Raw genomic sequence first — 21,944 nt, 5'->3', positions numbered from 1 at the left:
CCAATATGGCTACTGATCTAGAGAAGTTGGTCGTTCAGCTTTCAGCAGACATCAAAGGCTATGAGCGCGAAATGCGCAAGGCCGTTGGCGTCACCAACCGTCAGGCCCGCGACATCGAAAAGCGGTTCCTTGCGATGCAGCGCAATCTGGATGGTATCGGATCGCGGGCCGCCAAGTCGCTGATCGCGCCGTTCGCCGGCATTGCTGCGGCGCTTGGTGGCCGGGAACTGATCCGCATGACGGGGCAGTGGACCGACCTGACCAGCCGGGTGAACCTGGCGGCGGGCAGCATGGAGAAAGGCAATGAGGTCATGCGCCGCGTCAGCGAGATGGCGCGTCGCACCTATTCCGACCTCAGCCAGACCGCCGAGGGATACCTGGCATTCTCGACCACGCTGACCGAACTTGGCGTTTCGACGGATCGCCAACTGGACTTCGTGGAAAGCCTGAACAACGCCCTGGTTGTGTCCGGCGCCAAGGGTCAGACCGCCGAACGTGTCATGAGTGCGCTCTCCAAGGCGATGGCGCTCGGATCGCTCCAGGGTGACAACCTGAATACGGTGATCGATTCCGGCGGACGTGTCGCACAGGCCCTCGCCGATTCCATGGGTGTCACAACCATGGAGCTGCGCAAGCTGGGGTCGGAAGGGAAAATCGGGCGCCGCGAACTGCTCGGCATCTCGAAGGAGATGGAAAAGCTCCGGCGCGAGGCTGGTGAGATGCCCGCCACGATCCAGGATGGCTTCATGCTCCTGAACAACGCCCTGCTGGAATATGTCGGGCGCGGGGACGATGCTGTCGGGATGTCGGGCCGGATCGCCGAGGCGCTTACGGTCATCGCCGACAATTTCGATACCGTCGCCGATTCCGGCCTGAAGCTTGCCGCGGTTCTTGCGGCCGGTATGCTCGGCCGCTCTATCGGGGGCATGATCACCAAGCTTGGCGCCGCAACCGGGGTGCTGATCAAGTTCGGCGCTGCCCTGCGCGCGGCTACCTCCATGGCCAGCGTCGGCACCGCAATCGGTGGGTTGAGCGCGGCGGCGGGGCCGCTGGGCATGGTTATCGGCGGTCTGCTCGCTGGCGGTGTCCTGCTTTACTCGGATCGTGCCCGAGAGGCGGAACAGCGCAGCAGGGATCTGCGGGATGAGTTGCAAAGCCTGGGGCTTTACGCGCCAGATGCTGCCGTGGCGCTGGAAGAGGTCGCAGATGCTGCCGATGGCATCGGCACCGAGGATCAGTTGGCCCGCATCGAGCGGTTCCGCAAGGGCCTCGAAGATATCAAGGGCACTGGCGGGTTTTGGTCCTGGATCAAAGGCGACGACAGCGAGCTGGGCAGGATGATCCAGCAGGTTGACCATTTCTATGCGGCTTTTGACAAAGGCGACCTGCCTTTGCTCAAGCAGATGCGTGATCTCGCAGAGGCTTATCAGCGAGGAAAAATCTCTGCTGATGAGTTTGCGCGCAGCGTCGCCGCCATTGATACATCCGGCCTGGGTGCCGCGGCACAACAATATGCGGCGGCGATGCGGGACGTGGCAGGTGTGTCGGACGCATTAACCACTGGCCTCCTGTTCGATGGCGTGGCGGTCGAGATCGACTCGGCAGCCGCATCTGTAGAGGGGCTTCTGGATGAGCTGCATCACGTTGCCAACCTTCAAGGTCTCGGCGACGTGGTTGTGCAGGAAATCAGGGACATCATCGCGGAAATGAACAAGGGCGAGAAGTCCGCCCAAGAGGCTGCCGATGCGATTGAGGAACTCGGAAGCACCCGCGCAGACTTTAATGGCCTGCACGGTGATATCGCAAATGCCATCAAGGCCCTTGGCGAACTGCGCGCGGCGGCGATCCGAACTGCATCGACCATCGCGGCCACGGTGGCGATGCGCCCGGGCACTGGTGGCGACGACACCTCGCTTGAGAAGCAAGGTGCAACTACCCAGGCATTTCTGGACGAGCAGCGTCGGCTCAATGCTCTCAGCCGGGAGCAGCGGGATATAGAGGATCGGACAGCGCGAATCATGAAAGATGCCGCCACCTCCCAGGCGGCTATCACCGAGGAGCAGGCGAGGCAGCTTGCTATCGAACAGGCCGCCGCAGACGCCCGTCGCGCCGAGGAAGGCCGTTCCGCGCGCTCGGGCGGCGGCGGCCGGAAGTCCGGCGGCGAAAAGGGCAAAAAGGGAACGACGGTCACCGATATCTTCGAGGACGCTGGCCGCGATCTGGAAAACCTGGAGCGGGAGATAGAGCTGGTCGGCAAGTCGGCGCAGGAGACTGCCAAGCTGCGTGCGCAGTGGGAATTGCTGGATGCCGCGAAGAAAGCCGGCCTCCCCATCGACGATAAGCTGCGCCAGAATATCATGGAGCATGCCGATCATGTCGGATACCTCACCGATCAGCTGGAAAAGGCCGAGATTGCGCAGCAGCAATTCGACCAGGCCGTTGACGGCATTGCCGACGCCTTCGCAGGCGCGCTGGTGGCTGGCGAAAGCCTGCGGGAAGGCTTGGCGCAGGTTTTCAAGCAGATCGCCAGCGACATCCTGAAATCTGGTATCCGCAATGCGCTCGCCGGGCAGTTCAACCCGTTTGGTGGTGGGTCCAGCGTGCTGGGCAATCTCTTTGGCGGCATGTTCTCGGGCTTCCGTGCTTCCGGTGGCCCGGTCATGGCCGGCAAAGCTTATGTCGTCGGCGAGAAGGGACCGGAGCCCTTCGTCCCCGCGGTCAACGGGCGCATCCTTAGCGTGTCCCAGGCACAGGCCGCACTGCGCGGCGGGCAGGGCGGTAGCGCCCCCAAGATCACCATCAACAACAACGCGCCCGGCGCGGTGGTATCGGCCGATTACGTGACCAAGGACGAGGTGATCCTGACCGTCTCGCAGGCCATCGCCTCGAATAACCGGCGCCAGTCGGACCAGCAATATCTCAGGGGTGGCCGCTGATGCAGGTTTCGTTCCCGTTCCCGGTCAAGCTGCAATCCTCGGTGCCAAAGCTTGAGGGGCTGCGCTTCCAGCCCTTCACCAACATCGACGGAGAGACGTTCGCAAAGCCGGCGCTCAACGGCTTCTGGCGGCTGGACATGACGGTGCTGGCCCACGACATGCAGTCGCACCTAGCCCTTTCGTCGTTCATCACCCAGATGAGCGCGGCTGGCACCACCTGCGTTGTCCCGGTCTGCACGCAATGGCGGCCGAACGACGAGAACGGCCGGCGGCTGACCGGCTGCGACATGGCTCCGGCCTATACCTTCGATCATGTCGGCTTCCTCGGCGAGCCGTTCGACGGCTTCACCCTGCGTGCTGCCGCTGCGCACAGGGCCAGCTATATCGACGTCAACAAGCCGGCCCTGTCGCAACTGTGGCCGGGCCATTTCATCAGCCTGGGTAACCGCCTGCACCAGGTGGTCAACACTACCTCAATCGGGGAGAGCGAGACCGCGATCCGCGTTTCGATCATGCCGAACCTCCGCGAGGCGCAGCCGTCCGGGGCAGTGGTGATCGTGGATCAGCTACGGCTCAAGGTGATGATGGAGAGCGGCGACCAGATCGGCCTCGGGACGGGGCGCTTCCGTTCCTCGGCCCTGTCGCTGGTGGAGGCATTCTGATGAGCATCCACGACATTCCCGACGAAGTTCTGCGCAACGGCGTCACCGGCTGCACGATCCTGTGCCAGATGGATTTCAAGACCAACCCCAAGAACTGGTGGCTCGGCTATGGTCCGCTGACCGCTGGCGGGGTCGAATATCAGGGCACGGGCGACGTGATCCAGATCAGCGCCATGGAACTGACCTATGGCCTGTCGGCGGGCATGGTGCGGTTCACGATCCCGAACGCCTCGCCCGAGATGATCGCGCTCTGCGACGATCAGGGTGCCGAGGTGAACGGGCGCCGGGTGCAGGTGCTGTATCAGCTTTTCGCGACGGACGAGCGCGACGGCGAACACCGGGGGCGGCTGATCGGCGATCCGATGAGCGTGTTCGTCGGCCGCATGAAGGACATGACCAGCACGTCCAGCGCAGACGCCCGCACCATCGAACTGGAATGCTACGGGCGCATGTCGCAGCAGGGGAAACCTCCCTATGGGCGCTGGACGCATACCGATCAGCAGCGCCGCTATCCCGGAGATACCGGGCTGGAGTTGTTGCCGACGCTCAAGGATAAGGCGATCACATGGGTGCCGGGGAGTTGATCAGGCCCGCCGGGATGGATGACATCCCCCGCGTCATCGACCTGATCGAGAAGCTGGCCGCGACCGTCAACGGGTTGCCGGTGGACCGCATCAAGGCCGGCGAGACGCTGGCCGGGCTGATTTGCGATCCTGCCGGCGTGGTGCTGGTCACGGGCGGAGGCTTCATCGCCGGGCGCATTGGCGACACGTTCATCAGCCGCGATCTGGTGGCCTATGAACTCGGCTGGTTTGCCGAGGATCGCTCGGGTCTGCGCTTGCTGCGGGCCTTCGAGACATGGGCGCAAGGTCGGGGCGCGGCGATGATCGCCATGTCATGCAACGGTGGTGCGGCGCAGCGCATCCTTGAGCGGTCGGGATACCGCGTCGCTGAAATCCAGATGGTGAAATAATGGCAATTTTCAGTGCGATCGCCGCCGGCATCACGTGGGCATTCAACGCGGTCTTTGCCAATGCCTTGGTTGCCTCCTTCGGCTTTTACGGCGCAGCGGCCATTGGCATGGCGGTAGGCCAGATCGGCGCGGCTGCCATTGCCATCGGCATATCTCGCGCGTTGCAGCCGAAGATCAACATCCCCGTCTCGGAAATCCAGGCGGTCCTCAACCAGACGGAAGCGGCGCGGCGGATCTACGTCGGCAAGAACCTCACGGGCGGCATCAGGGCTTTCTTCCATACCAAATCCGGGATGCTCTATCAGCTGGTCGTCATTGGACACGGCAGGATCAACAGCTTTGCCGAGTTCTGGGTTGATGGAGAACCGGTCACGGTATCCAGCGGCGCTGTCACCAGCACGGACAAGGCAGGGTTCATGTGGGTCGCCACTCGTGACGGATCGGGGCAGGGGGGCAATTACCCGGCGCTGTCGGATGCGTTTCCGGCGACCTGGGGCGCAAATCGCCGGTTGCAGAGTCAGGCCACCTTCCTGGTCCGCATGAAAGCGCCGGCACCCGAGGATTTTGCGAAGATTTTTCCGAAATCCTACAACACGGCGGTGCAATGGGTGATCGAGGGGCAGGCGATCCATGATCCGCGCAGCAATACCTCGGCCTATGGCGACAATGCGGCGCTGGTCATCGCGCATTACCTGACCCATGCGGACGGCTACCGGCTGGCATCGGGCGAGGTGGACTGGCTCAGCGTCGAGGCCATGGCCGATGTGGCCGACCTGCCGATCCCGCAGAAGGCCGGGGGCACGGCGCCGAACCTGCGGCTCTGGGGCTACTGGACGCTGGACGAAGGCCCTGTCGATGTGCTGGACCGCATGCATGCCAGCAGCGGCATCCGGGCCTATGAGACGCAGGACGGCAAGATCGGCCTGATCGGCGGCGGTTTCGGCACGCCGGCGACCACGCTGACGGCCAAGGACATTTCGTCCATCGTCACCAAGGAGGCGATCAACGAGCGCGACGGCTATAACGTCCTGGTGCCGTTTTTCCTGTCCGAGGACCAGAAGTTCACCGTCACCGAGTTGGAACCGTGGCGGGATGAGGATCGGCTGGCCGAGGAAGGCGAGGTATCGGCCGAATACCGCATGGAGATGTGCCCGAACCAGTCGCAGGCGCGCCGACTGGCGAAGAAGCAGATCCACGACGACAACCGCGCCAAGGTCGAGGTCGTCACCAACCTGGCTGGCCTCAAGGCCCGTTATCCGCGCTTCGCCGGCCAGCGCCATACCATCCTGCTGGACTACCGGCCCGAGGATGGCAGCGGCCGGCAGATCGTCGGGGAATACGAGGTGCTGAACCACCAGTTTGACCCGATCAATCTGGAATGCCGTATCGAACTGGCGAAGGTGGACCGCGCGTCCGAAGCATGGGACCCCGAGGAAGAGGGCGAATTGATCGTCGCGCCGCCCACCCCGGAACTGGACGCGCCGCCCGAACTGGATGCGGTAGTGACGCAACGGATCATCAACACGACCGGCACGACGGCGCAGGCGGTGATCGAGGTTGCCGCAGTCCCGATCCCCGACAGGGACGATCTGGTGGTGCAGGCCGAATACAGCATGGTTTCTCCGGAGGCGGGTTACTGGCAGCGAATGGTTTCGTCCGGGATGATCGCAACCTCGCCGGCAATCAGTGACCGCGCCATCTATGCTGTGCGGGCCCGCTGGACGGGCTTGTTTGAGGGCGTCGATGACTGGGAGAACCTTGGCAGCATCACCATCCAGGTTGATGCCACGCCGCCGGGCCAGCCGTCCGAGCTGATCCCATCGAACGGCTCGGGCTATGTCCACCTGTCGTGGCGCAACCCGACCGGCGCCTTTGCCAGCATCCGGGTCTATCGCAACGGGACGAATGATTTCGGCACTGCGACCATGATCGGCTCGACGGGCGGCGCTTCGGGCCAGATCAGCGAATATCAGGACGACGCGATCAGCGCGGCGACGACCTATTACTATTGGGTCGTCGCTGCCAACGTCAGCAGCGTCGAGGGCACGCCGGCTGGCCCGGCGAGCATCACCACCCCCTGACACTGACCAAAAATCACTGACCTATAGGCTCGCTCTGGCGGGCCTTTTTGCATTGGAGGGGCCATGCCTTTCATCGACGACGTCAATCGCCTGCTGCGCGACCATGAGGGCTATACAGGGGACGGGCAGGGTGGTGTTGGACCCCTGCCGGTGGGCGACAGGTCCACGGCGCGCCGGGCAATTTGGAAGCGCGACCTGCGCGATCTGTTTATCACCTTGGCGCAGACGACGGGTGATCCCTCAGCGCTGCAGGACATCCTGGACGAGTTGGACGATAAGGCCGACCTCGCCAACAGCGGCGCGTTCTTCACCTCGCGCGCGGCGATGGTTAGCACGGGTCAGTCTGCGCTGCCCGGATCCAAGGGCCTCGCCTTCCACCCCGACGGCGATTACCTGGTCGTGCGTGGCTTCAACGCGACCTCTGACGATCCGCTGTTCGAGACTGCCCCGCGCTGGGGGGTGCTCATGCGGGTGCCGAACGAGGCGCTGCTGGATGCGAAGGCCGACTTCTCCGCCCTTCGCCACCTCGGCCCGGTGCCGCTCACTAGCATTGGCGGGACGGGCGATGCAATCACGGCGACGATCGCCCCGCAGCTGGGCTTCACCACGCTGGTCATGGGGCAAGTGATTGTCTTCACGGCTGCGGCGACGAACACCGGCCCCGCGACGATCACGATCAACGACATCACCTATAATATCCTGCCCGGATCGGGTGCTGCCGCGACGCTGCCGGCCGATACCATCGTCAGCGGACGCCACTACCAGTATCGCGTGTCCGTCGTCGGGGGTGCTGAAACACCGGGCAGCCTGCGACCCGTGACCACGGCCATGGGGGATATTCCGGGGCTGATCGCGCTGCTCGACGGGCTGGACGAGGCGCTGGATCAGAAGGCCGACACGGCGGCGCTGCAAGGCAAGCTTGATCGCATCCCGCATGTGGTCATCGGCGCTGGCGATGCGGCGCTGTCAGTTGACGACGATGACGGCAACCGCGCTTTCGAGGTCGGCCTGTCGGGCGTTACGCGCGCCGGGGTCATGCAGATCGGAGAGGCGCTGATGCGGCCAGTTGATGCGCCGGGCTGGGTGCTGCCGATCACCGACGCCGAGGGCAATATCGCTGGCGGCTGGCGAGACGATGGTAGTTTCGCGGCGATTGGCTTCGATCCGGGCGGCGACGGTCCACCTCAGACGGTCCAGTTCGCGTTCGCCGAGCCTCACCGCGACCCCAGCCAAAACCTGCTGCTGACTTGGGTGAGCGACAGCGCGGATGCTGTGGCGCTGGAATACAGAGTTGACGGTGCCGGGGCGTGGACGCAGGTGGCGTCCCATCGACGCCGTCCTTGGCCTGAGATTGACGGCCTGCACCTGCACACCGCGCTGATGGACGGTCTGGCCCCTGATACGGTCTATGAGTTGCGCTGGCCGGGGGCGACGTTCACGGATCGCGTCCGCACGTCGCGGCGCGCCGCTGTTCGGGTTTGCGTGGCATCGGATTATCAGCGCACCACCTATGACTCCGGGTCACTGCTGGCCGAGTTCGGCGGCATCTTCGCGGCGCAAGAATGCGATCTGCTCATCTTCAATGGCGATTTTGTGAACGACGATGGCTTGTGGACCCAAGCCATGGGCGAGCGCTGGCTTGGGTTCATGGCGGGCCTGTCTCGCGACTGGCGGCGCGACGGCGCGCTGGTGCCGGTGGCGGCGACACTGGGCAACCACGAGGGCCGGAACGCAGCAGGGACCGGAAACGCGCTCATGGGGGGCGACGGGACGCCGGGAATGATGGTTGATATATTCAGCCTTGGGTTCGACCCAGAGGGTAGGGATTACGTCAATCGCAGCGCATGGGCGATCAGCATCGGGCGCGAGGTCGGATTTGTCTCCATAGAGACGCATCACACGGTGCCTTTGGCATCACAGGCCGATTGGCTGGCGGCTCGTCTGGCCGAGATGGCCCCTCGGGTGCGGCACCTGAATGTGGTGGGGCACAGCCCCGCCCTTTATGGCTACTGGTCCGCGTGGGAGACCAGCGATGGTCAGGCCCGCACCCTGAAATCGACCATCTGGCCGATCATGGAGGATTACGCGGGCCTGATGAGGGGCTATTGGTGCGGGCATGAGCATCGCATCTCGATGACAGCGCGGCTGCGCATGGACTGGGATGCGGGCCTGCCTGCTACGACCAATGATTTGCGCTGGATCACCGATCCGACCGGCGGCATCCGGCAACTCGGCTCGGGCATGATCGGCGGCACCACGAACGCGCTCACGCCCGGTCTCTACGATCAGGTTTCCGGGGTCGATGGCAGTCCGAAGTTTCTGGCCATCGCGGGCCATGACGGAACGGTTTTCGATGCGCACGGCGCCGTCGATACATCCGGTGCGACCGACCTGTTCAACATGTGGATCGCCGATTTTTCGGCACAGGAGTTCTCCGCGCGCTGCATCGGGCGCGGCTCGCATCAATTCATCATCATCGAGGAGACTCTGTAATGGCTGGACTTGGCATCATCGTGCCTGGTGATTTCGGCAATACGGGCTGGGCGACGGGCGCTGCGAAAGCCCGGCAGGATTTCGTTTCGGGGGCGGATCGCGCCTTCGTATTCGACGCGAGGGTTGCCGCCTCCCTGTTTCAGGACCGGGATGGAGAGGTGCCCGTCACCGATGTGGGCCAACCTGTTCGGCGCATCAAGGATCGCTCGGGGCAGGGTCGGGACGCTGTTTTGGGGGTAGCGGCAACAGGCATACCCACATGGCAGAGCGATGGCGACAGGTATTGGATCGACATCCCCCTGGATGCGAGGTTCGAGATTGCAAACCCGATCCGTCACAACGATTTTACTTTCATTGCGGGCCTGCGCCTGACCGGTGTCAGTGGCGGATCGACTTATGGGATCGTCTCGCAGGATGGCATCAGTTCTAACAGTTTCCTCGCCCTACAAATATCGCGGGTCGACGGCAATCTCGCCGTAAATCTGGACATCTCAACTGGTTATGAACTGACGGGCGCACCGCTGGCGCTGAATGCCGACGTGGTTGTTTCGGCCCGCCGCGACGTGGCGAATGTGGCGGCTCGGTGCAGGGTCAACGGTGGCGGGCAGGCCGAAAATACCAGTTTCACTGGTGTGAATTTTGCGGACGACCAGACGCCGACGAGGTTGTTCGGGACAGCCGCACAGTCCACTTCCGGGCGGCTCTACTATGCAGCCTACGTCCGAGGGGTCCGGGATGAGGATGCACTTGAGGCGGTCGCGGCACAGCGGGCCGGGGTGGCGTTGGTGTGATGCGCGCCAATCACATGAGGACGAGGAGATGAGCATAGTGCCGTCAGTCGATAACAGGATCAGTACAGGCAACCTTCTCCTGGCGGGCAGCATGCTGGTTGCGGTTGCAGTCGCCTGGGGAAACCTGTCCGGTCGGGCCGCAGATATGGCGTCGGATATCACGGCAGTCACGGCGCAGTCGGCTGCCAACGAGGCGCGCATCCGCGCATTGGAGACGACCGCTGCGCGGCAGGACGAGCGCATGGTGCTGATCCTCGATAGTCTGCGCAAGATCGAATCTCGGCTGGAGCGCGGGCCGAACCCGTGAGGCGCGAGGTCAACCTTCGTCAGCGGTAACACCCAGCTCTGCCGCCAACCCCTCCAGCGCGGCAATGGTCGCGTCGTAGCTGTCCCCCGCCTTGGGGAACCGCGCCTTGCGGCTGCGATACCAGCGCAGCCATTTCGGCAGCTCGTCCAGGGGATAGGTGGCCGACCAGATCTCGCCGGTCAGCGTGAAGGTGGATTCGTCGTGCGTCGCTTTCATGGCGGCGTTTTGCGGCGGAGCGCGGTCGGCTGCAAGGGGTGCCCGGAGAACGCGCGGGACCAAACCCAGATCATATCTAAACCGATCAGTTCAGAACCGAGACCGAACCGGGAATGAACGCGGAACACCCCGCCACGTCGCCCCGCCTCGCGCGGGGCTTTTTGCATTGGAGAAACCGACATGACAGCAGTCATGAACGCGGTGCGCGCGCGGCAGGCGCGCTGCGCCGCCCTGGGCTTTTGGCCCGGACCCATCGACGGAATCGACGGGCCGCGCACCCGCGCTGCCTATGCCGCCGCCATCGAGGCGCAGCGGGAGCGCGGCCTGCCGTTCCAGCACCCGACCGGGATCACGCGCATCCACTGGCACTGGACCGCGGGCGGCTACAGCCCGAATGCCGTGGACCTGCGGTCGTATCACGCGCTGATCGATGGCGAGGGCAAGATTCGCTGGCCGGTCGATCCGACCACCTCGCGCTCGCACACCCTCAACGCCAACGGCGGCGCTATCGGGCTGTCGATCTGTGCCATGGCCGGGGCCCAAGAGCGGCCGTTTGCCTGGGGCAAGGCGCCGATCACGCCGGCGCAGGTCTCGGCTCTCGCGCGCGAGACTGCGCGGCTGTGCCGGACCTATGACATCCCGGTCTCGCGCTGGTCCACGCTGTCGCATGCCGAGGTGCAGCCCACGCTCGGCGTGGTGCAGCGCAGCAAGTGGGACATCACCGTGCTGCCGGGCATGTCGGCGCCGGACGATCCGATCACCGTCGGCGACCGCCTGCGCGACCTGGTCGCGCGCGAGCTTTCCACCTACTGAGGAGCATCATCATCATGCAGACCATCATCAACGCGGCCGCGCCGCATCTCCTCGAACTGATCGGCCTCGCGATCACCGCCATCATCGGCTGGGGCGTGAGGCAGGCCAGCAAGCGATGGGGCATCGAGGTCGAGGCGAAGCACCGCGAGGCGCTCCATTGGGCCCTTTTCACCGGCGCCCAGCTTGCGCTTGAGCGCAGGCTGACCGGGAAGGCAGCCCTCGACCTGATCCTCGCCTATGCTCGCAGAAGCGTCCCCGACGCGATCATCAATCTGCAGCCGGCGCCCGAGGTGCTGACCGATCTCGCCAAGGCCAAGCTGGAGCAGGTCGCGGCCGAGAAGGTCAAGGAGGCGAGCAGCGCGGCCGTCGACAAGCTGGCCGACGCCCTGCGCCGAGCGGGCGCCGCCTGACCGTGCCGATCCTAATCCTCATGGTGGTGGCAGCAATGGCCGCCGCCGCGGTGATCACCATGCAGGCTGCTGGCCTTTGGATTGACCGCCGCACCGCATAGCGCTTACGCCCCCGTCCCGGTTCGCCCGGGGCGGGGGCTTTTTTTGCGTTTCAGGCACCTGATCATGCACGCTACCATCGTAGGACTGACGATTCGGAGGCCGCCCCCTTTGTGCAACCAGTATGTCCCGCCCGAGAGCTATGACGAATTCCGCCGAGTGTATGACTATGAGGTCGAGAACCTGACCGGCAACGAACCGTGGTTCGATGAGGCGTTCCCGGATCGGACGTTGCCTATCGTGCGCAAGGGTGGGGCCGGGCTTCAGTTGGTCAAGGCGCGCTGGGGCATGCCGTCGCCGCCGCGATACCTGAGCAAGTCCGGACGCGACGCCGGTGTGACCAACATCCGCAACGTGGGCAGCCCCCATTGGCGCCGCTGGCTCGGCATCGAACATCGGTGTCTTGTCCCGGTCAAGCGGTTCGCCGAACCGGGCCCGGACGGACGCCCAGTCTGGTTCGAAAGCGCCGACGGCCGTCCCATGATGTTCGCCGGGATCTGCGTTGATGGATGGGTCAGCATCCGCAAGGTCCGCGACGGTGAGACCGAGGATGACCTGTTCGGTTTCCTCACCACCGAGCCGAATGCCGAGGTCGGGGCAGTCCATCCCAAGGCCATGCCGGTGATCCTGCGCACGTGCGAGGAATGGGACGCATGGCTCAACCTGCCTTGGGACGAGGTTCGCCATATGCAGCGGCCGCTGCCGGACGGTGCGCTGCGGATTGTGGCTTAACCCCGCTCAAAGAACCCCGGATGCGGCCGGTTGATCCCGAACTGGATCGTCCCGGGGCCGAAGCGCTGGTTGATGAAGTCCGCCGCCGCCGATGCGCGCTCGCCCAGGGTTCGCTCGGCCGGTGCGACCGGCAACAGGAGGTCGCCGGTGCGCGAGTTCAGATGATCCACGTCGCCCAGATGCACGCCGATGCTCAGCAGCTGCGTGCCGCGGATCTCCGGCCATGCCCGGCGCCAGAGCGCCCGGTTCATCCGCATGAATTCCAGAGTGTCTTGCGTCGGGGCGCAGCGCATAGATCGCGCCCACGGATAGCGGCCTAGCGGTGACAGGTGCAGGCTGAAGCTGCCAGCGACGCGCCCGTCGCGCCGCAGCCGCGCCGATGCTTTTTCCAGCAGCCAGCGCGAAACCAGATAGGCCTCGGCCGGCGCCCGGAACTCGGGCGCCAACACCTTGCTGTTGCCGAACCCGCCGCGCCGCGTCTTGACCAGCGGGATCGGTTCGCCCTGAAGCGCCCGTACGAACCGCTCGCCCTCGACGCTGCGCCAGATGGCGCGGGCGTGGCGCGGATCGAGGCGGCAAAGCGACACGACGTCCCGCACGCCGGCCCGCTCTAGCCGGGCGCGCATCGAGCGCGAGATGCCCGGCAGATCGTCCAGGGTGAGGTGCGCGATGCGGTCGGGCATGTTGTCCCGGCCGAGGTGCTGGCAGCCGTTCGGTTTCTCAAGCTTCCCGGCGATTTTGGCCAGCAGGTGATTCGGCCCGATCCCGGCCGAGAACCGCAGGCATTCGCCGACCTCGGCCGCCACCGCGGCCTTGAGCCGCGCGACCAGTGCGCGGGCCCCATCCAATTCGGTGGCATCACCTGATAGAACGATCTGGAATTCGTCCACCGAGCGGATGCGCTCCAGCTCGGCATAACGGTCCAGCACCGCCGCGACACGCAGGTTGAACCGGACGTAGAGCCTGTGGCGCGAGGGCAAGAACACGATGCCAGGGCACAGCCGCCGCGCATCAGGCACGCTGGTGCCCGTCTTTACGCCGTGAGCCTTGGCCTCATAGCTGGCCGCGACGCAGCACCCCTTCTCGTTCTCCATGGCGGTGATCGCCACCGGCCGACCGCGAATCGCGGGGTTCAGCTGCTGCTCGACGCTCGCGAAGAAGCTGTTCATGTCGATGTATAGCGTGCGGAACGGTCCCATTCCTCAAGATCCTGCGGATGTTCATCGGGCCATTAATGTTCTATTTATGTTCTCATCTGGCAAGAGGACGAAATGGACAGGAAACAGCAGCTCAGCAACGTGTCATTCGGGGGCGCTTGGTCGGAGCAGATCGCCGACGACGAGGCGCTGGCGCTGGCCGTGGCGCGCCTTGATGGCGCCGTCATCGACACCATGGCCGTGGATCTGCGCGGTGATCCCGAACTGGAGGAGGCGCTCGCGCGCGCCGCCGCGTCGCATCCGAAGGGGGTGATGCTGGTCAAGGCTTGGGGCAGGGCGCTTGCAATGCCCAACCCCGACCTCCGCTCGGCCGAACTGAAACGGATTGCAACCGCGCTGCGGGTGGGTATTGGCGCCCGACTGCCAGCGCACGACAAGGGGGAATGACGATGGGTTTAAGACCATTGAACTGCAGACTTATGGCCTACGGCGCAACGCCTGAACAGCTGATCGCCGATGAGATCGGTATCGTTATTCCGGGAAGCGAGGTTAAGGGGATCCGCCATTTCGGCCTGGACCGCTGGATGGTCGATGTGCGTAAGACACGGCATGAGAAACCTGTGACAGTGTGGGTGAAAACGAGCGTCGTGGACGACACATTTCTTCAGATCCAGCTTGTCGACCAGCCGTCGCTTGCCGGGCTTTGAATTATTGATCTCAAGGGAAAGCCCCGCAGAGGTCGGGGCTTTGCGCTTGCGGATCGTGGTGTTGCCCCCTCCTAAAGGCATCTCCGGTGATGCGGGGCGGCGCGGTGTTTTCGTGGGACAGCGGGCGCCCTAACCGATTGAAAACTCCTGTCCCGCTCTCGTGGGTCAATGGGTCAACTTGCGATAATAATATCAATGGGTTCCATTAATTATTGGACGCCCTCCGGGCCTACCAAACCCCGCCATTTTTCATTGTCCTGAAATCGCCCTGTCCATCGACAAGGCGGCCGCCCGTCATCCCCCGCCTGCGCCCAGCCGTTTCAGACGCCGCGCCGGTCCAGGAAGCCTGCCAGCACATCGGACAGGCGCTCGGCCCAAAGCTGCTGGCCCGCCGCATCGGCGATCAGGTCGTTCCTGACCTCGATCAGCACGTTCGGGCGGCCATGCGCCAGCGCATGGCGGTCGATGGAATCGCCGTCGAGATGGCCGGAATAGGGCTCGTTCTCGCCGGTGATCCAGCCCAGGTCGCGGCATTCGCGCACCAGCGCCGGGCCGAGCCGCTTGTCGCGATGCGAATAAAGCACCCCCACCGCCCAGGGCCGGCGCGGCCGGCCGCGCAATTGCCGGGTAAAGCTGTGGATCGCGCAGATCGCCCGGCGCGGATGCATCGCCGCCAGCCGGGCATAGGCCTCGTGATAGGGGCGGTAGAGCCGCTCGAGCCGCCTTTCGCGCTCGGCCGCGTCGATATGGCGGTTGGCGGGAATCACCGTGCCGTCATAGATGCGCATCACCAGCGTCGGGTCGTCCTCGCCCCGGTTCGGGTCGATCACCAGCCGCGAGAAATCCGACAGGATCGCCGGCGCGTCCAGCCGCTCGGCCAGCGCGCGCGTCAGCCCCGCCGCGCCCACGTCATAGGCGATGTGGCGCGCCATGTCCTCGGGCGCGATGCCCAGCTCGCCGCCGCCGATCCAGCCCGGCACGCGGTTCGTCGCATGGTCGCAGGTGATCAGCCAGCGCGAGGGCCGGTCCTCTCCGATCGTTGAATAGGGCTGTGCCGTCATCCGTCCGTCGCCTTTCCGCTGCAAGGTTTAGGCAATCGCCGGACCAAGCACCAGTTGCCGCAAGCGCTCCGATAGGCCATAACAGCGGCGACGATAGCGCAAACATGCACGGAGAGACGGATGAGACGGCATCGCAAGGTCAAGATCGTGGCAACCCTGGGCCCCGCATCCAGCGATTTCGCCACCATCCGAGCCCTTTTCGAGGCCGGCGCGGACGTGTTTCGCCTGAACATGAGCCACGGCACGCATGAGGAACAGCGCGCCCGCTATGACATCATCCGCCGGGTCGAGGCCGAATCAGGCCGCCCCATCGCCGTGCTGGCCGACCTGCAAGGGCCCAAGCTGCGCGTCGGCACCTTCGCCGACGGCCCGCACGACCTGGCCGACGGGCAGGCCTTCCGCTTCGACCTGGACCCCGCGCCGGGCGATGCCAGCCGCGTCCAATTGCCGCATCCCGAGATCTTTGCCGCGCTGGAGCCCGGCGCCGAGCTTCTGGTCAACGACGGCAAGATCCGCCTGCGGGTCGAGGCCTGCGGCGCCGATTTCGCCGATTGCACGGTGACGGCGGGGGGCGCGATCTCGAATCGCAAGGGCGTGAACGTGCCCGACGTGGTGCTGCCGCTGGCGGCGCTGTCGGACAAGGACCGCGACGACCTGGAATTCGCCTGCGCGATGGGCGTGGACTGGCTGGCGCTGAGCTTCGTGCAGCGCCCCGAGGACGTGATCGAGGCGCGCGAGCTGACCAAGGGCCGCGCCGCCATCCTGTCCAAGATCGAAAAGCCCGCCGCCGTGCGCGCGTTTTCCGAGATCCTCAAGGTCTCGGACGGGATCATGGTGGCGCGGGGCGACCTGGGGGTCGAACTGCCGGTCCATTCCGTGCCGCCGATCCAGAAGCGGCTGGTGCGCGCCTGCCGCTCGGCGGCAAAGCCGGTGATCGTCGCCACGCAGATGCTGGAATCGATGATCGAAAGCCCGATGCCGACCCGCGCCGAGGTCTCGGACGTGGCCACCGCCATCTACGAGGGCGCCGATGCGGTGATGCTCTCGGCCGAAAGCGCCGCCGGGGCCTATCCGGTCGAGGCGGTTGCGACCATGGACAACGTCGCCCGCTCGGTCGAAAGCGATCCGACCTATCGCGACATCATCGAAAGCTCGCGCAGCGCCAAGCGCCAGACCGTGGCCGATGCCATCGTCGCCGCGGCGCGCGAGATCGCCGAGACCACCGACATCTCCTGCATCTGCGCCTTCACCCAGTCGGGCACCACCGCCAGCCTGACCGCGCGCGAGCGGCCGCGGGTGCCGATCGTCGCCATGTCCTCGGAACAGGACACGCTGCGCCGGCTGTGCCTGACCTGGGGCACGCATTGCGTGCAGACCCCCTCGCTCGAACGCTTCAAGCAGGCGGTGGTCAATGCGGCCAAGGCGGCGCGGGATTTCGGCTTTGCCGACGAGACGAACCAGATCGTCGTCATGGCCGGCGTGCCCTTCAACGTGCCCGGCACCACCAACATCCTGCGCATCGCGCCATGCGACGAGCGCTTGATCTATCGTACCGATCCAGAATAAGGCGCGGGTTCAAAGAGATCCGCAACGGAAAGGTAATCCGATGATCGACATCCTGCTGCTGGCCGGCGTGGCGCTTTGCGTTCTTTCGGTCCTCATGGCCATCGTGTCGGTGGCCCGCACGCAGGCCCCACGCGGTGCCGCCATCCTGCTGGTGCTGGGCCTTGCGATGCTTCTGGCCGGGGGGTGGCTGGACCAGCGGCCCTTCGGCGTGCAGTCCCTGCAGGAAAGCTGGCAGCGGCTGGTGAACGGGCAGGTGACGACGGGCACCGATCCGGTGACCGCCCCCGCGCCCGAGGCGCCGGCCGAGGAGGCGCCGGCGGAAACCCCGGCCGCCGATGCGCCTGCGACCCCGGCGGTTGAGACCCCCGCTGCCGAGACCCCTGCGGTCGAAGCGCCCGAAGCGGATGCGCCCGAGGCCGCGGCCCCTGCGGCGGAAGAACCCGCCGCCGAAGAGCCTGCTGCCGAAGAGCCTGCTGCTGAAGCCCCCGCCGCCGATGCCGCCGCCCCGGATGCAGGCGAGGGCGAGGCGCAGGCCGAGGGCCAATAGCCCTTGCCAATCCGCGCGTGCCCGCTTATAGCGCACGCTTCCACCCACGCGGCCGGCCGATGGCATTGCCGAGTCGCGTGTTCACTCTGACCGCAAGGAGAGTAAAATGCCGAAGATGAAGACGAAAGCGGCCGCCAAGAAGCGGTTCTCGATGACGGCCTCGGGCAAGGTCAAGGCCGGCCCGGCCGGCAAGCGCCACGGCATGATCAAGCGCTCGACGAAATTCATCCGCGATGTGACCGGGACCATGATCCTGTCCGATGCGGACGCGAAGATCGTCAAGAAATACATGCCCTACAACCGCTAAGGAGAACCGGACATGGCACGAGTCAAATCGGGTAAGATCACCCACGCCCGCCACAAAAAGGTTCTGGACGCGGCGAAAGGCTATTACGGCAACCGTTCGCGGAATTTTCGCACTGCGACCCAGGCCGTGGACAAGGCCAACCAGTATGCGACCCGCGACCGCAAGACCCGCAAGCGCAACTTCCGCGCGCTGTGGATCCAGCGCATCAACGCCGCCGTCCGCGCCGTCGATGCCGAGATGACCTATTCGCGCTTCATCGCCGCGCTGGCGAAAGCGGGCATCGAGGTGGACCGCAAGGTCCTGGCCGACTTGGCCGTCCACGAGCCCGAGGCCTTTGCGGCCGTCGTCGCGCAGGCGAAAGACGCCGCCTGAGTCGGGGCGAGAGGATGAAACGGATGAAACCCGCGCTGCTTCCGGCGCGGGTTTTTTCGCGGCCGGACCATGGGGGGCGAGGGGGGCTTTGCCCCCACGCCGGGCCGGCCCCTCGATGGGGCCGGCCCGGCGTTCCCCCAGGATATTTGGGCACGAAAGAAGCCGGGGGTCGTGACCTTTTCGGCGGAGGCCGGCGCTGATGTCCCCGGATCTGTCTTCCCCGCGCTATCCCGTTCGCGTGCCCTTGCAGCGCAAGCCGATCGGGGTGATCGCCAGCGCCCTGGCCGCGCGGCGCAACGTGCTGGAGCTGATCCCCGAGATCGCCACCCGCCAGCCCATGGTTTCCGGGCGGACGGGCGCGCGCTGGCACATGGTCATGGACCCCGAGGCATTGCGCCGCGTGCTGAAGGACCGGGTCGAGGATTATCCGAAATCGCTGGTCACCCGGCTGATCCTGGAGCCCGCCATCGGCAATTCGCTGTTCGTGGCCGAGGGCGCGCATTGGCGCTGGCAGCGCCTGGCCGCGGCACCCGCCTTTTCCCAGCGCCATGTCGAGGCGCTGGCCCCGGTGATGACCGCCGCCGCCGAGGCCTGCGTGCGCCGGCTGGCGGCGGCGTCGGGGCGGGTCGAGATCTTTTCCGAGACCGCCGCCGCGACCTTCGAGGTGATCTCGGACGTGACCTTTTCCGGCGACGAGGGGTTCGACCGCGACGCGGTGCATCGGGCGATCGACGCCTATATCGCCGGCGCGGCGCGGGTTTCGGTATTCGACGTTCTTGGCCTGCCCGGCTGGATTCCGCGGCCGGGGCGGTTGTTCTCGGGCAATGACCTGCGGCGGATGAAGCGCCTGGCCGACCAGGCGATCCGGCTGCGCGCCCGGTCCGGCCCGCATCCGGTGCCGGACCTGCTGGACCTGTTGCGGGCAGGGGTGGACCCCGAGACCCGGCGCCGCATGAGCACGCCCGAGCTGCGCGACAACCTGCTGACCTTCATCGTCGCGGGGCACGAGACCACGGCGCTGGCCCTTGCCTGGGCGCTTTACCTGCTGGCCTTCGATGCGGAGGTCCAGCACCGCGCCGCCATCGAGGCGGTCGCGGTGCTGGGCGGTCGCGCCGCGACCGCCGCCGACCTGCCGCGCCTGACCTATATCCGCCAGGTGGTCGAGGAGGCGCTGCGGCTTTATCCCCCCGCCGCCTTCCTGTCGCGCACCGCGCGCACTGCCGACGTCCTGGGCGGGCGCGAGGTGCGGCGGGGCGACACGGTCATGCTGCCGATCTATGCGCTGCATCGCCACCGCCTGCTTTGGGATGATCCCGACCGTTTCGACCCCGAGCGCTTCGCGCCCGGCGTGACCCGCGACCGCTATGCCTTCCTGCCCTTCGGCGCCGGTCCCCGGATCTGCATCGGCGCCAGCTTCGCCATGCAGGAGGCGGTGATCATCCTGGCCACGCTGGTCGCCCGCTTCCGCTTTGCGCTGACCGAGCGCCAGCCGCAGCCGCGCATGATCCTGACCCTGCGGCCGCATGGCGGGCTTTGGCTGCAGGTCGCGGAACGCTCTTGAAAGCCCGCGCGGGCCGGGCCAAAGTCGCGCCATGATCACCATCTATCACAAGCCGACCTGCTCGACCTCGCGCAAGGTCCTGCAGATGATCCGCGACGCCGGGCATGAGCCCGAGATCGTCGACTATGCCCGCGCGGGCTGGAGCCGCGGCCAGCTTCTGGGCCTGTTCGCCGCCGCCGACGTGACGCCGCGCCAGGCCTTGCGCGTCAAGGGCACCGATGCCGAGGCCCGCGGCCTGCTGGACGCCGGCGACGCCGACATCCTGGCCGCCATGGTCGATAACCCGCTGCTGGTCGAGCGTCCCTTCGTCTGCGGCCCCGGCGGGGTGCGGCTGTGCCGCCCGGCCGAGCGGGTGGCGGAAACCTTCGCCCGCTGAGGCTTTTCCCTGCGGCGTCCGCGTGCTAATCGGCGCGGGCAAACCGCAAGGAAAGCCTGCCCATGTCCGACCAGTCCGACCTGACCACCCTTCGCCAGTCCTATCTCGACCGCATCTCGACCGCCGCCGACAGCGACGCGCTGGAGCAGGTGCGCCTGGCCGCCCTTGGCAAGAAGGGCGAGATCAGCGGCATGATGAAGGAGCTGGGCCGGATGACGCCCGAAGAGCGCCAGACCACCGGCGCCGCCCTGAACCGCCTGAAGGACGAGATCGACGCCGCCCTGCGCGCCCGCAAGCAGGGGCTGGAGGATGCGGCGCTGGATGCGCGGCTGAAGCAGGAATGGCTGGACGTGACCCTGCCCGGACGGCCGCGTCCGCAGGGCACCATCCACCCGATCAGCCAGGTGACCGAGGAGGTCACGGCGATCTTTGCCGACATGGGCTTCCGCGTGGCCGAGGGGCCGCAGATCGAAAGCGACTGGTTCAACTTCGACGCGCTGAACATCCCGCCCGAGCATCCCGCCCGGCAGGAGCATGACACTTTCTTCATGGCGCGCTCTGCCGACGACCCGCGCCCGCCGCATGTGCTGCGCACCCATACCTCGCCGGTGCAGATCCGCGCCATGCAGGCGACGGGCGCGCCGATCCGGGTGATCTGCCCCGGCCGCGTCTATCGCATGGACATGGACCAGACCCATACGCCGATGTTCCACCAGGTCGAGGGGCTGGCGCTGGGCAAGGACATCTCGATGGCGAACCTGAAATGGACGCTGGAGGAGTTCTGCCGCGCCTTCTTCGAGGTGGACGAGGTCGAGCTGCGCTTCCGCGCCTCGCATTTCCCCTTTACCGAGCCTTCGGCCGAGGTGGACATCCGCTGTTCCTGGGAAGGCGGCAAGCTGGCCATCGGCCAGGGGGAAAGCTGGCTCGAGATCCTGGGCTCGGGCATGGTGCATCCCAAGGTGCTGGCGGCCGGCGGCATCGACCCCGAGGAATGGCAGGGCTTCGCCTTCGGCATGGGCATCGACCGCATCGCCATGCTGAAATACGGCATTCCCGACTTGCGGGCCTTCTTTGAAAGCGATCTGCGCTGGCTGCGGCATTACGGATTCGCGGCGGGGGATGTGCCGAGCGTGAGCGGTGGGCTGTCGCGGTGAGCTTTCGCAGTCACGTGGTGGCTGCCATCGCGGGTGCCTTCATCGGCTATCCGATCACCGCGGGCTTGGAACTTGTCGTAAAGCATCTCGGCCAACTGTATCATGCGCCGGCTGCTTTGGTCTGGCAGGCCGATGACCGTCCTGGTGAGGCCAACTGTTCCAACCTGGAGTATTGCGGCGGGGGCGTCTATTTCCTTCTGGAAAATTCGGGGAGTGATCTCTTACAGGATGTCAGCCTGAACTTTCGCAAGCCTGTCGCAAATATCTATCGGGATCCGATCGTCACGATCGCCTGGGAGAAAAACGGGTCTTTCTTTCAAGTGCCGAACATACCGGCGCATCATGTGTTCGGGATCCTGGTGACAGGGGTGAAGAAAGCGGACATCGCCGGCGTCTGGGCAAATGGTTCCCTGGTTCCGGCTGGGACCGTCCAGCTATTCGGCCAGAAGCGCGGCCCGGTGAAGAACGGACTTATCGTGTTCTTCGGCGTGATTTCGATCATGTCGATTTTTGCCGGGGCGGCCGCGATGGTCGTCGCATGGATAACTCACAAGGAAATCGAACTCCTGAAGTGATCCGCTGGCATAGTCGGCATGCCGGAAAGCCATGCCGCCTCGATCCGC

24 protein-coding genes are annotated in these 21,944 nt (G+C 65.6%); 21 read left to right on the top strand and 3 right to left on the bottom strand.

The window, feature by feature from the left end; translation table 11 throughout:
• The first annotated feature begins 5 nt into the window (after nt 1-5).
• The 8 genes from E3U25_RS17300 to E3U25_RS17265 all read left to right on the top strand — a co-directional run bounded on the left by E3U25_RS17300 (nt 6) and on the right by E3U25_RS17265 (nt 10,243).
• Nucleotides 6-2,936: a tape measure protein gene (locus E3U25_RS17300; RefSeq protein ID WP_116222074.1), complete on the top strand. Its 2,931-nt coding sequence runs from the start codon at nt 6-8 to the stop codon at nt 2,934-2,936.
• The gene (locus tag E3U25_RS17295; RefSeq protein ID WP_116222075.1) at nt 2,936-3,598 is read left to right on the top strand and encodes a hypothetical protein; all 663 of its coding nucleotides are present in this window, start codon (nt 2,936-2,938) and stop codon (nt 3,596-3,598) included. The genes E3U25_RS17300 and E3U25_RS17295 overlap by 1 nt, the downstream gene beginning before the upstream one ends.
• Nucleotides 3,598-4,182: a YqhG/Tai3 family protein gene (locus E3U25_RS17290; protein WP_116222076.1), complete on the top strand. Its 585-nt coding sequence runs from the start codon at nt 3,598-3,600 to the stop codon at nt 4,180-4,182. Before E3U25_RS17295 ends, E3U25_RS17290 begins: the two co-directional genes overlap by 1 nt.
• A gap of 14 nt (nt 4,183-4,196) precedes the next feature.
• Nucleotides 4,197-4,571: a hypothetical protein gene (locus E3U25_RS17285; protein WP_116222077.1), complete on the top strand. Its 375-nt coding sequence runs from the start codon at nt 4,197-4,199 to the stop codon at nt 4,569-4,571.
• Nucleotides 4,571-6,652: a phage tail protein gene (locus E3U25_RS17280; RefSeq protein WP_116222078.1), complete on the top strand. Its 2,082-nt coding sequence runs from the start codon at nt 4,571-4,573 to the stop codon at nt 6,650-6,652. Before E3U25_RS17285 ends, E3U25_RS17280 begins: the two co-directional genes overlap by 1 nt.
• A 63-nt stretch (nt 6,653-6,715) precedes the next feature.
• Nucleotides 6,716-9,145: a metallophosphoesterase gene (locus tag E3U25_RS17275; RefSeq protein WP_116222079.1), complete on the top strand. Its 2,430-nt coding sequence runs from the start codon at nt 6,716-6,718 to the stop codon at nt 9,143-9,145.
• On the top strand, nt 9,145-9,936 hold the full coding sequence (locus E3U25_RS17270; protein ID WP_116222080.1) for a hypothetical protein: 792 nt from the start codon (nt 9,145-9,147) through the stop codon (nt 9,934-9,936). Before E3U25_RS17275 ends, E3U25_RS17270 begins: the two co-directional genes overlap by 1 nt.
• Before the next feature lie 28 nt (nt 9,937-9,964).
• Nucleotides 9,965-10,243 carry a hypothetical protein gene (locus E3U25_RS17265; RefSeq protein ID WP_116222081.1) on the top strand — a complete coding sequence of 93 codons (279 nt, stop codon included), beginning with the start codon at nt 9,965-9,967 and terminating at the stop codon, nt 10,241-10,243.
• A 9-nt stretch (nt 10,244-10,252) separates the two neighbouring features.
• Here E3U25_RS17265 and E3U25_RS17260 read toward each other — a convergent pair whose 3' ends face one another.
• Nucleotides 10,253-10,459, bottom strand: a complete 207-nt coding sequence (locus E3U25_RS17260; RefSeq protein ID WP_116222082.1) for a hypothetical protein — start codon at nt 10,457-10,459, stop codon at nt 10,253-10,255.
• Nucleotides 10,460-10,639: 180 nt separating this feature from the next.
• On the opposite strand from E3U25_RS17260, the gene E3U25_RS17255 reads away from it, so the two are divergent.
• The 3 genes from E3U25_RS17255 (at nt 10,640) to E3U25_RS17245 (ending at nt 12,513) form a co-directional block, all read left to right on the top strand.
• A complete protein-coding gene (locus E3U25_RS17255) occupies nt 10,640-11,272 on the top strand; it encodes a peptidoglycan recognition protein family protein (RefSeq protein WP_244295183.1) in 633 nt (210 codons plus the stop codon).
• 14 nt (nt 11,273-11,286) lie between these two features.
• Nucleotides 11,287-11,682: a hypothetical protein gene (locus tag E3U25_RS17250; protein WP_116222084.1), complete on the top strand. Its 396-nt coding sequence runs from the start codon at nt 11,287-11,289 to the stop codon at nt 11,680-11,682.
• Between the two features lie 165 nt (nt 11,683-11,847).
• Nucleotides 11,848-12,513, top strand: a complete 666-nt coding sequence (locus E3U25_RS17245; RefSeq protein WP_116222085.1) for an SOS response-associated peptidase family protein — start codon at nt 11,848-11,850, stop codon at nt 12,511-12,513.
• Here E3U25_RS17245 and E3U25_RS17240 read toward each other — a convergent pair.
• Nucleotides 12,510-13,712 carry a DNA polymerase Y family protein gene (locus tag E3U25_RS17240; protein WP_116222086.1) on the bottom strand — a complete coding sequence of 401 codons (1,203 nt, stop codon included), beginning with the start codon at nt 13,710-13,712 and terminating at the stop codon, nt 12,510-12,512. The two genes, E3U25_RS17245 and E3U25_RS17240, sit on opposite strands and share 4 nt — an antisense overlap.
• Nucleotides 13,713-13,784: 72 nt before the next feature.
• Here E3U25_RS17240 and E3U25_RS17235 point away from each other — a divergent pair, with 72 nt between their 5' ends.
• Together E3U25_RS17235 and E3U25_RS17230 are read left to right on the top strand one after the other, a co-directional pair.
• The gene (locus E3U25_RS17235) at nt 13,785-14,117 is read left to right on the top strand and encodes a hypothetical protein (protein WP_116222087.1); all 333 of its coding nucleotides are present in this window, start codon (nt 13,785-13,787) and stop codon (nt 14,115-14,117) included.
• A gap of 32 nt (nt 14,118-14,149) precedes the next feature.
• Nucleotides 14,150-14,377, top strand: coding sequence for a hypothetical protein (locus E3U25_RS17230; protein WP_116222088.1), 228 nt, complete (start codon nt 14,150-14,152; stop codon nt 14,375-14,377).
• A gap of 320 nt (nt 14,378-14,697) precedes the next feature.
• Here the strand turns inward: E3U25_RS17230 and E3U25_RS17225 are convergent, their stop codons facing one another.
• Nucleotides 14,698-15,438, bottom strand: a complete 741-nt coding sequence (locus E3U25_RS17225; RefSeq protein WP_116222089.1) for an N-formylglutamate amidohydrolase — start codon at nt 15,436-15,438, stop codon at nt 14,698-14,700.
• Between the two features lie 120 nt (nt 15,439-15,558).
• Between E3U25_RS17225 and pyk the strand changes: the two genes are divergently transcribed.
• From pyk to E3U25_RS17185, 8 genes are all read left to right on the top strand, one after another.
• Complete coding sequence (pyk, locus tag E3U25_RS17220) at nt 15,559-17,004, top strand: pyruvate kinase (protein WP_036752328.1); 1,446 nt, start codon at nt 15,559-15,561, stop codon at nt 17,002-17,004.
• A 40-nt stretch (nt 17,005-17,044) separates the two neighbouring features.
• A complete protein-coding gene (locus E3U25_RS17215; RefSeq protein ID WP_116222090.1) occupies nt 17,045-17,551 on the top strand; it encodes a hypothetical protein in 507 nt (168 codons plus the stop codon).
• A gap of 106 nt (nt 17,552-17,657) precedes the next feature.
• On the top strand, nt 17,658-17,858 hold the full coding sequence (gene rpmI / locus E3U25_RS17210) for a 50S ribosomal protein L35 (RefSeq protein WP_017998717.1): 201 nt from the start codon (nt 17,658-17,660) through the stop codon (nt 17,856-17,858).
• Between the two features lie 12 nt (nt 17,859-17,870).
• Nucleotides 17,871-18,230, top strand: coding sequence for a 50S ribosomal protein L20 (gene rplT, locus E3U25_RS17205; protein ID WP_116222091.1), 360 nt, complete (start codon nt 17,871-17,873; stop codon nt 18,228-18,230).
• Between the two features lie 199 nt (nt 18,231-18,429).
• A complete protein-coding gene (locus E3U25_RS17200; protein ID WP_116222092.1) occupies nt 18,430-19,791 on the top strand; it encodes a cytochrome P450 in 1,362 nt (453 codons plus the stop codon).
• Between the two features lie 31 nt (nt 19,792-19,822).
• Complete coding sequence (locus E3U25_RS17195) at nt 19,823-20,167, top strand: arsenate reductase family protein (protein ID WP_116222093.1); 345 nt, start codon at nt 19,823-19,825, stop codon at nt 20,165-20,167.
• Between the two features lie 62 nt (nt 20,168-20,229).
• Nucleotides 20,230-21,321: a phenylalanine--tRNA ligase subunit alpha gene (gene pheS, locus E3U25_RS17190; RefSeq protein ID WP_072461640.1), complete on the top strand. Its 1,092-nt coding sequence runs from the start codon at nt 20,230-20,232 to the stop codon at nt 21,319-21,321.
• A gap of 17 nt (nt 21,322-21,338) precedes the next feature.
• Nucleotides 21,339-21,896: a hypothetical protein gene (locus tag E3U25_RS17185; protein WP_181180861.1), complete on the top strand. Its 558-nt coding sequence runs from the start codon at nt 21,339-21,341 to the stop codon at nt 21,894-21,896.
• The last annotated feature ends 48 nt before the right edge of the window (nt 21,897-21,944 follow it).

The organism is Paracoccus versutus (assembly GCF_029909795.1).
GTDB lineage: Bacteria > Pseudomonadota > Alphaproteobacteria > Rhodobacterales > Rhodobacteraceae > Paracoccus > Paracoccus versutus.
This window is presented reverse-complemented; position numbering and strand designations above follow the sequence as displayed.

Excerpts from the sequence above, each read along its gene's own strand:
- E3U25_RS17300 (WP_116222074.1), top strand. The coding sequence starts at position 6 with ATGGCTACTGATCTAGAGAAGTTGGTCGTTCAGCTTTCAGCAGACATC.
- E3U25_RS17295 (WP_116222075.1), top strand. The coding sequence starts at position 2,936 with ATGCAGGTTTCGTTCCCGTTCCCGGTCAAGCTGCAATCCTCGGTGCCA.
- E3U25_RS17290 (WP_116222076.1), top strand. The coding sequence starts at position 3,598 with ATGAGCATCCACGACATTCCCGACGAAGTTCTGCGCAACGGCGTCACC.
- E3U25_RS17285 (WP_116222077.1), top strand. The coding sequence starts at position 4,197 with ATGGATGACATCCCCCGCGTCATCGACCTGATCGAGAAGCTGGCCGCG.
- E3U25_RS17280 (WP_116222078.1), top strand. The coding sequence starts at position 4,571 with ATGGCAATTTTCAGTGCGATCGCCGCCGGCATCACGTGGGCATTCAAC.
- E3U25_RS17275 (WP_116222079.1), top strand. The coding sequence starts at position 6,716 with ATGCCTTTCATCGACGACGTCAATCGCCTGCTGCGCGACCATGAGGGC.
- E3U25_RS17270 (WP_116222080.1), top strand. The coding sequence starts at position 9,145 with ATGGCTGGACTTGGCATCATCGTGCCTGGTGATTTCGGCAATACGGGC.
- E3U25_RS17265 (WP_116222081.1), top strand. The coding sequence starts at position 9,965 with ATGAGCATAGTGCCGTCAGTCGATAACAGGATCAGTACAGGCAACCTT.
- E3U25_RS17260 (WP_116222082.1), bottom strand. The coding sequence starts at position 10,459 with ATGAAAGCGACGCACGACGAATCCACCTTCACGCTGACCGGCGAGATC.
- E3U25_RS17255 (WP_244295183.1), top strand. The coding sequence starts at position 10,640 with ATGACAGCAGTCATGAACGCGGTGCGCGCGCGGCAGGCGCGCTGCGCC.
- E3U25_RS17250 (WP_116222084.1), top strand. The coding sequence starts at position 11,287 with ATGCAGACCATCATCAACGCGGCCGCGCCGCATCTCCTCGAACTGATC.
- E3U25_RS17245 (WP_116222085.1), top strand. The coding sequence starts at position 11,848 with ATGCACGCTACCATCGTAGGACTGACGATTCGGAGGCCGCCCCCTTTG.
- E3U25_RS17240 (WP_116222086.1), bottom strand. The coding sequence starts at position 13,712 with ATGGGACCGTTCCGCACGCTATACATCGACATGAACAGCTTCTTCGCG.
- E3U25_RS17235 (WP_116222087.1), top strand. The coding sequence starts at position 13,785 with ATGGACAGGAAACAGCAGCTCAGCAACGTGTCATTCGGGGGCGCTTGG.
- E3U25_RS17230 (WP_116222088.1), top strand. The coding sequence starts at position 14,150 with ATGGCCTACGGCGCAACGCCTGAACAGCTGATCGCCGATGAGATCGGT.
- E3U25_RS17225 (WP_116222089.1), bottom strand. The coding sequence starts at position 15,438 with ATGACGGCACAGCCCTATTCAACGATCGGAGAGGACCGGCCCTCGCGC.
- pyk (WP_036752328.1), top strand. The coding sequence starts at position 15,559 with ATGAGACGGCATCGCAAGGTCAAGATCGTGGCAACCCTGGGCCCCGCA.
- E3U25_RS17215 (WP_116222090.1), top strand. The coding sequence starts at position 17,045 with ATGATCGACATCCTGCTGCTGGCCGGCGTGGCGCTTTGCGTTCTTTCG.
- rpmI (WP_017998717.1), top strand. The coding sequence starts at position 17,658 with ATGCCGAAGATGAAGACGAAAGCGGCCGCCAAGAAGCGGTTCTCGATG.
- rplT (WP_116222091.1), top strand. The coding sequence starts at position 17,871 with ATGGCACGAGTCAAATCGGGTAAGATCACCCACGCCCGCCACAAAAAG.
- E3U25_RS17200 (WP_116222092.1), top strand. The coding sequence starts at position 18,430 with ATGTCCCCGGATCTGTCTTCCCCGCGCTATCCCGTTCGCGTGCCCTTG.
- E3U25_RS17195 (WP_116222093.1), top strand. The coding sequence starts at position 19,823 with ATGATCACCATCTATCACAAGCCGACCTGCTCGACCTCGCGCAAGGTC.
- pheS (WP_072461640.1), top strand. The coding sequence starts at position 20,230 with ATGTCCGACCAGTCCGACCTGACCACCCTTCGCCAGTCCTATCTCGAC.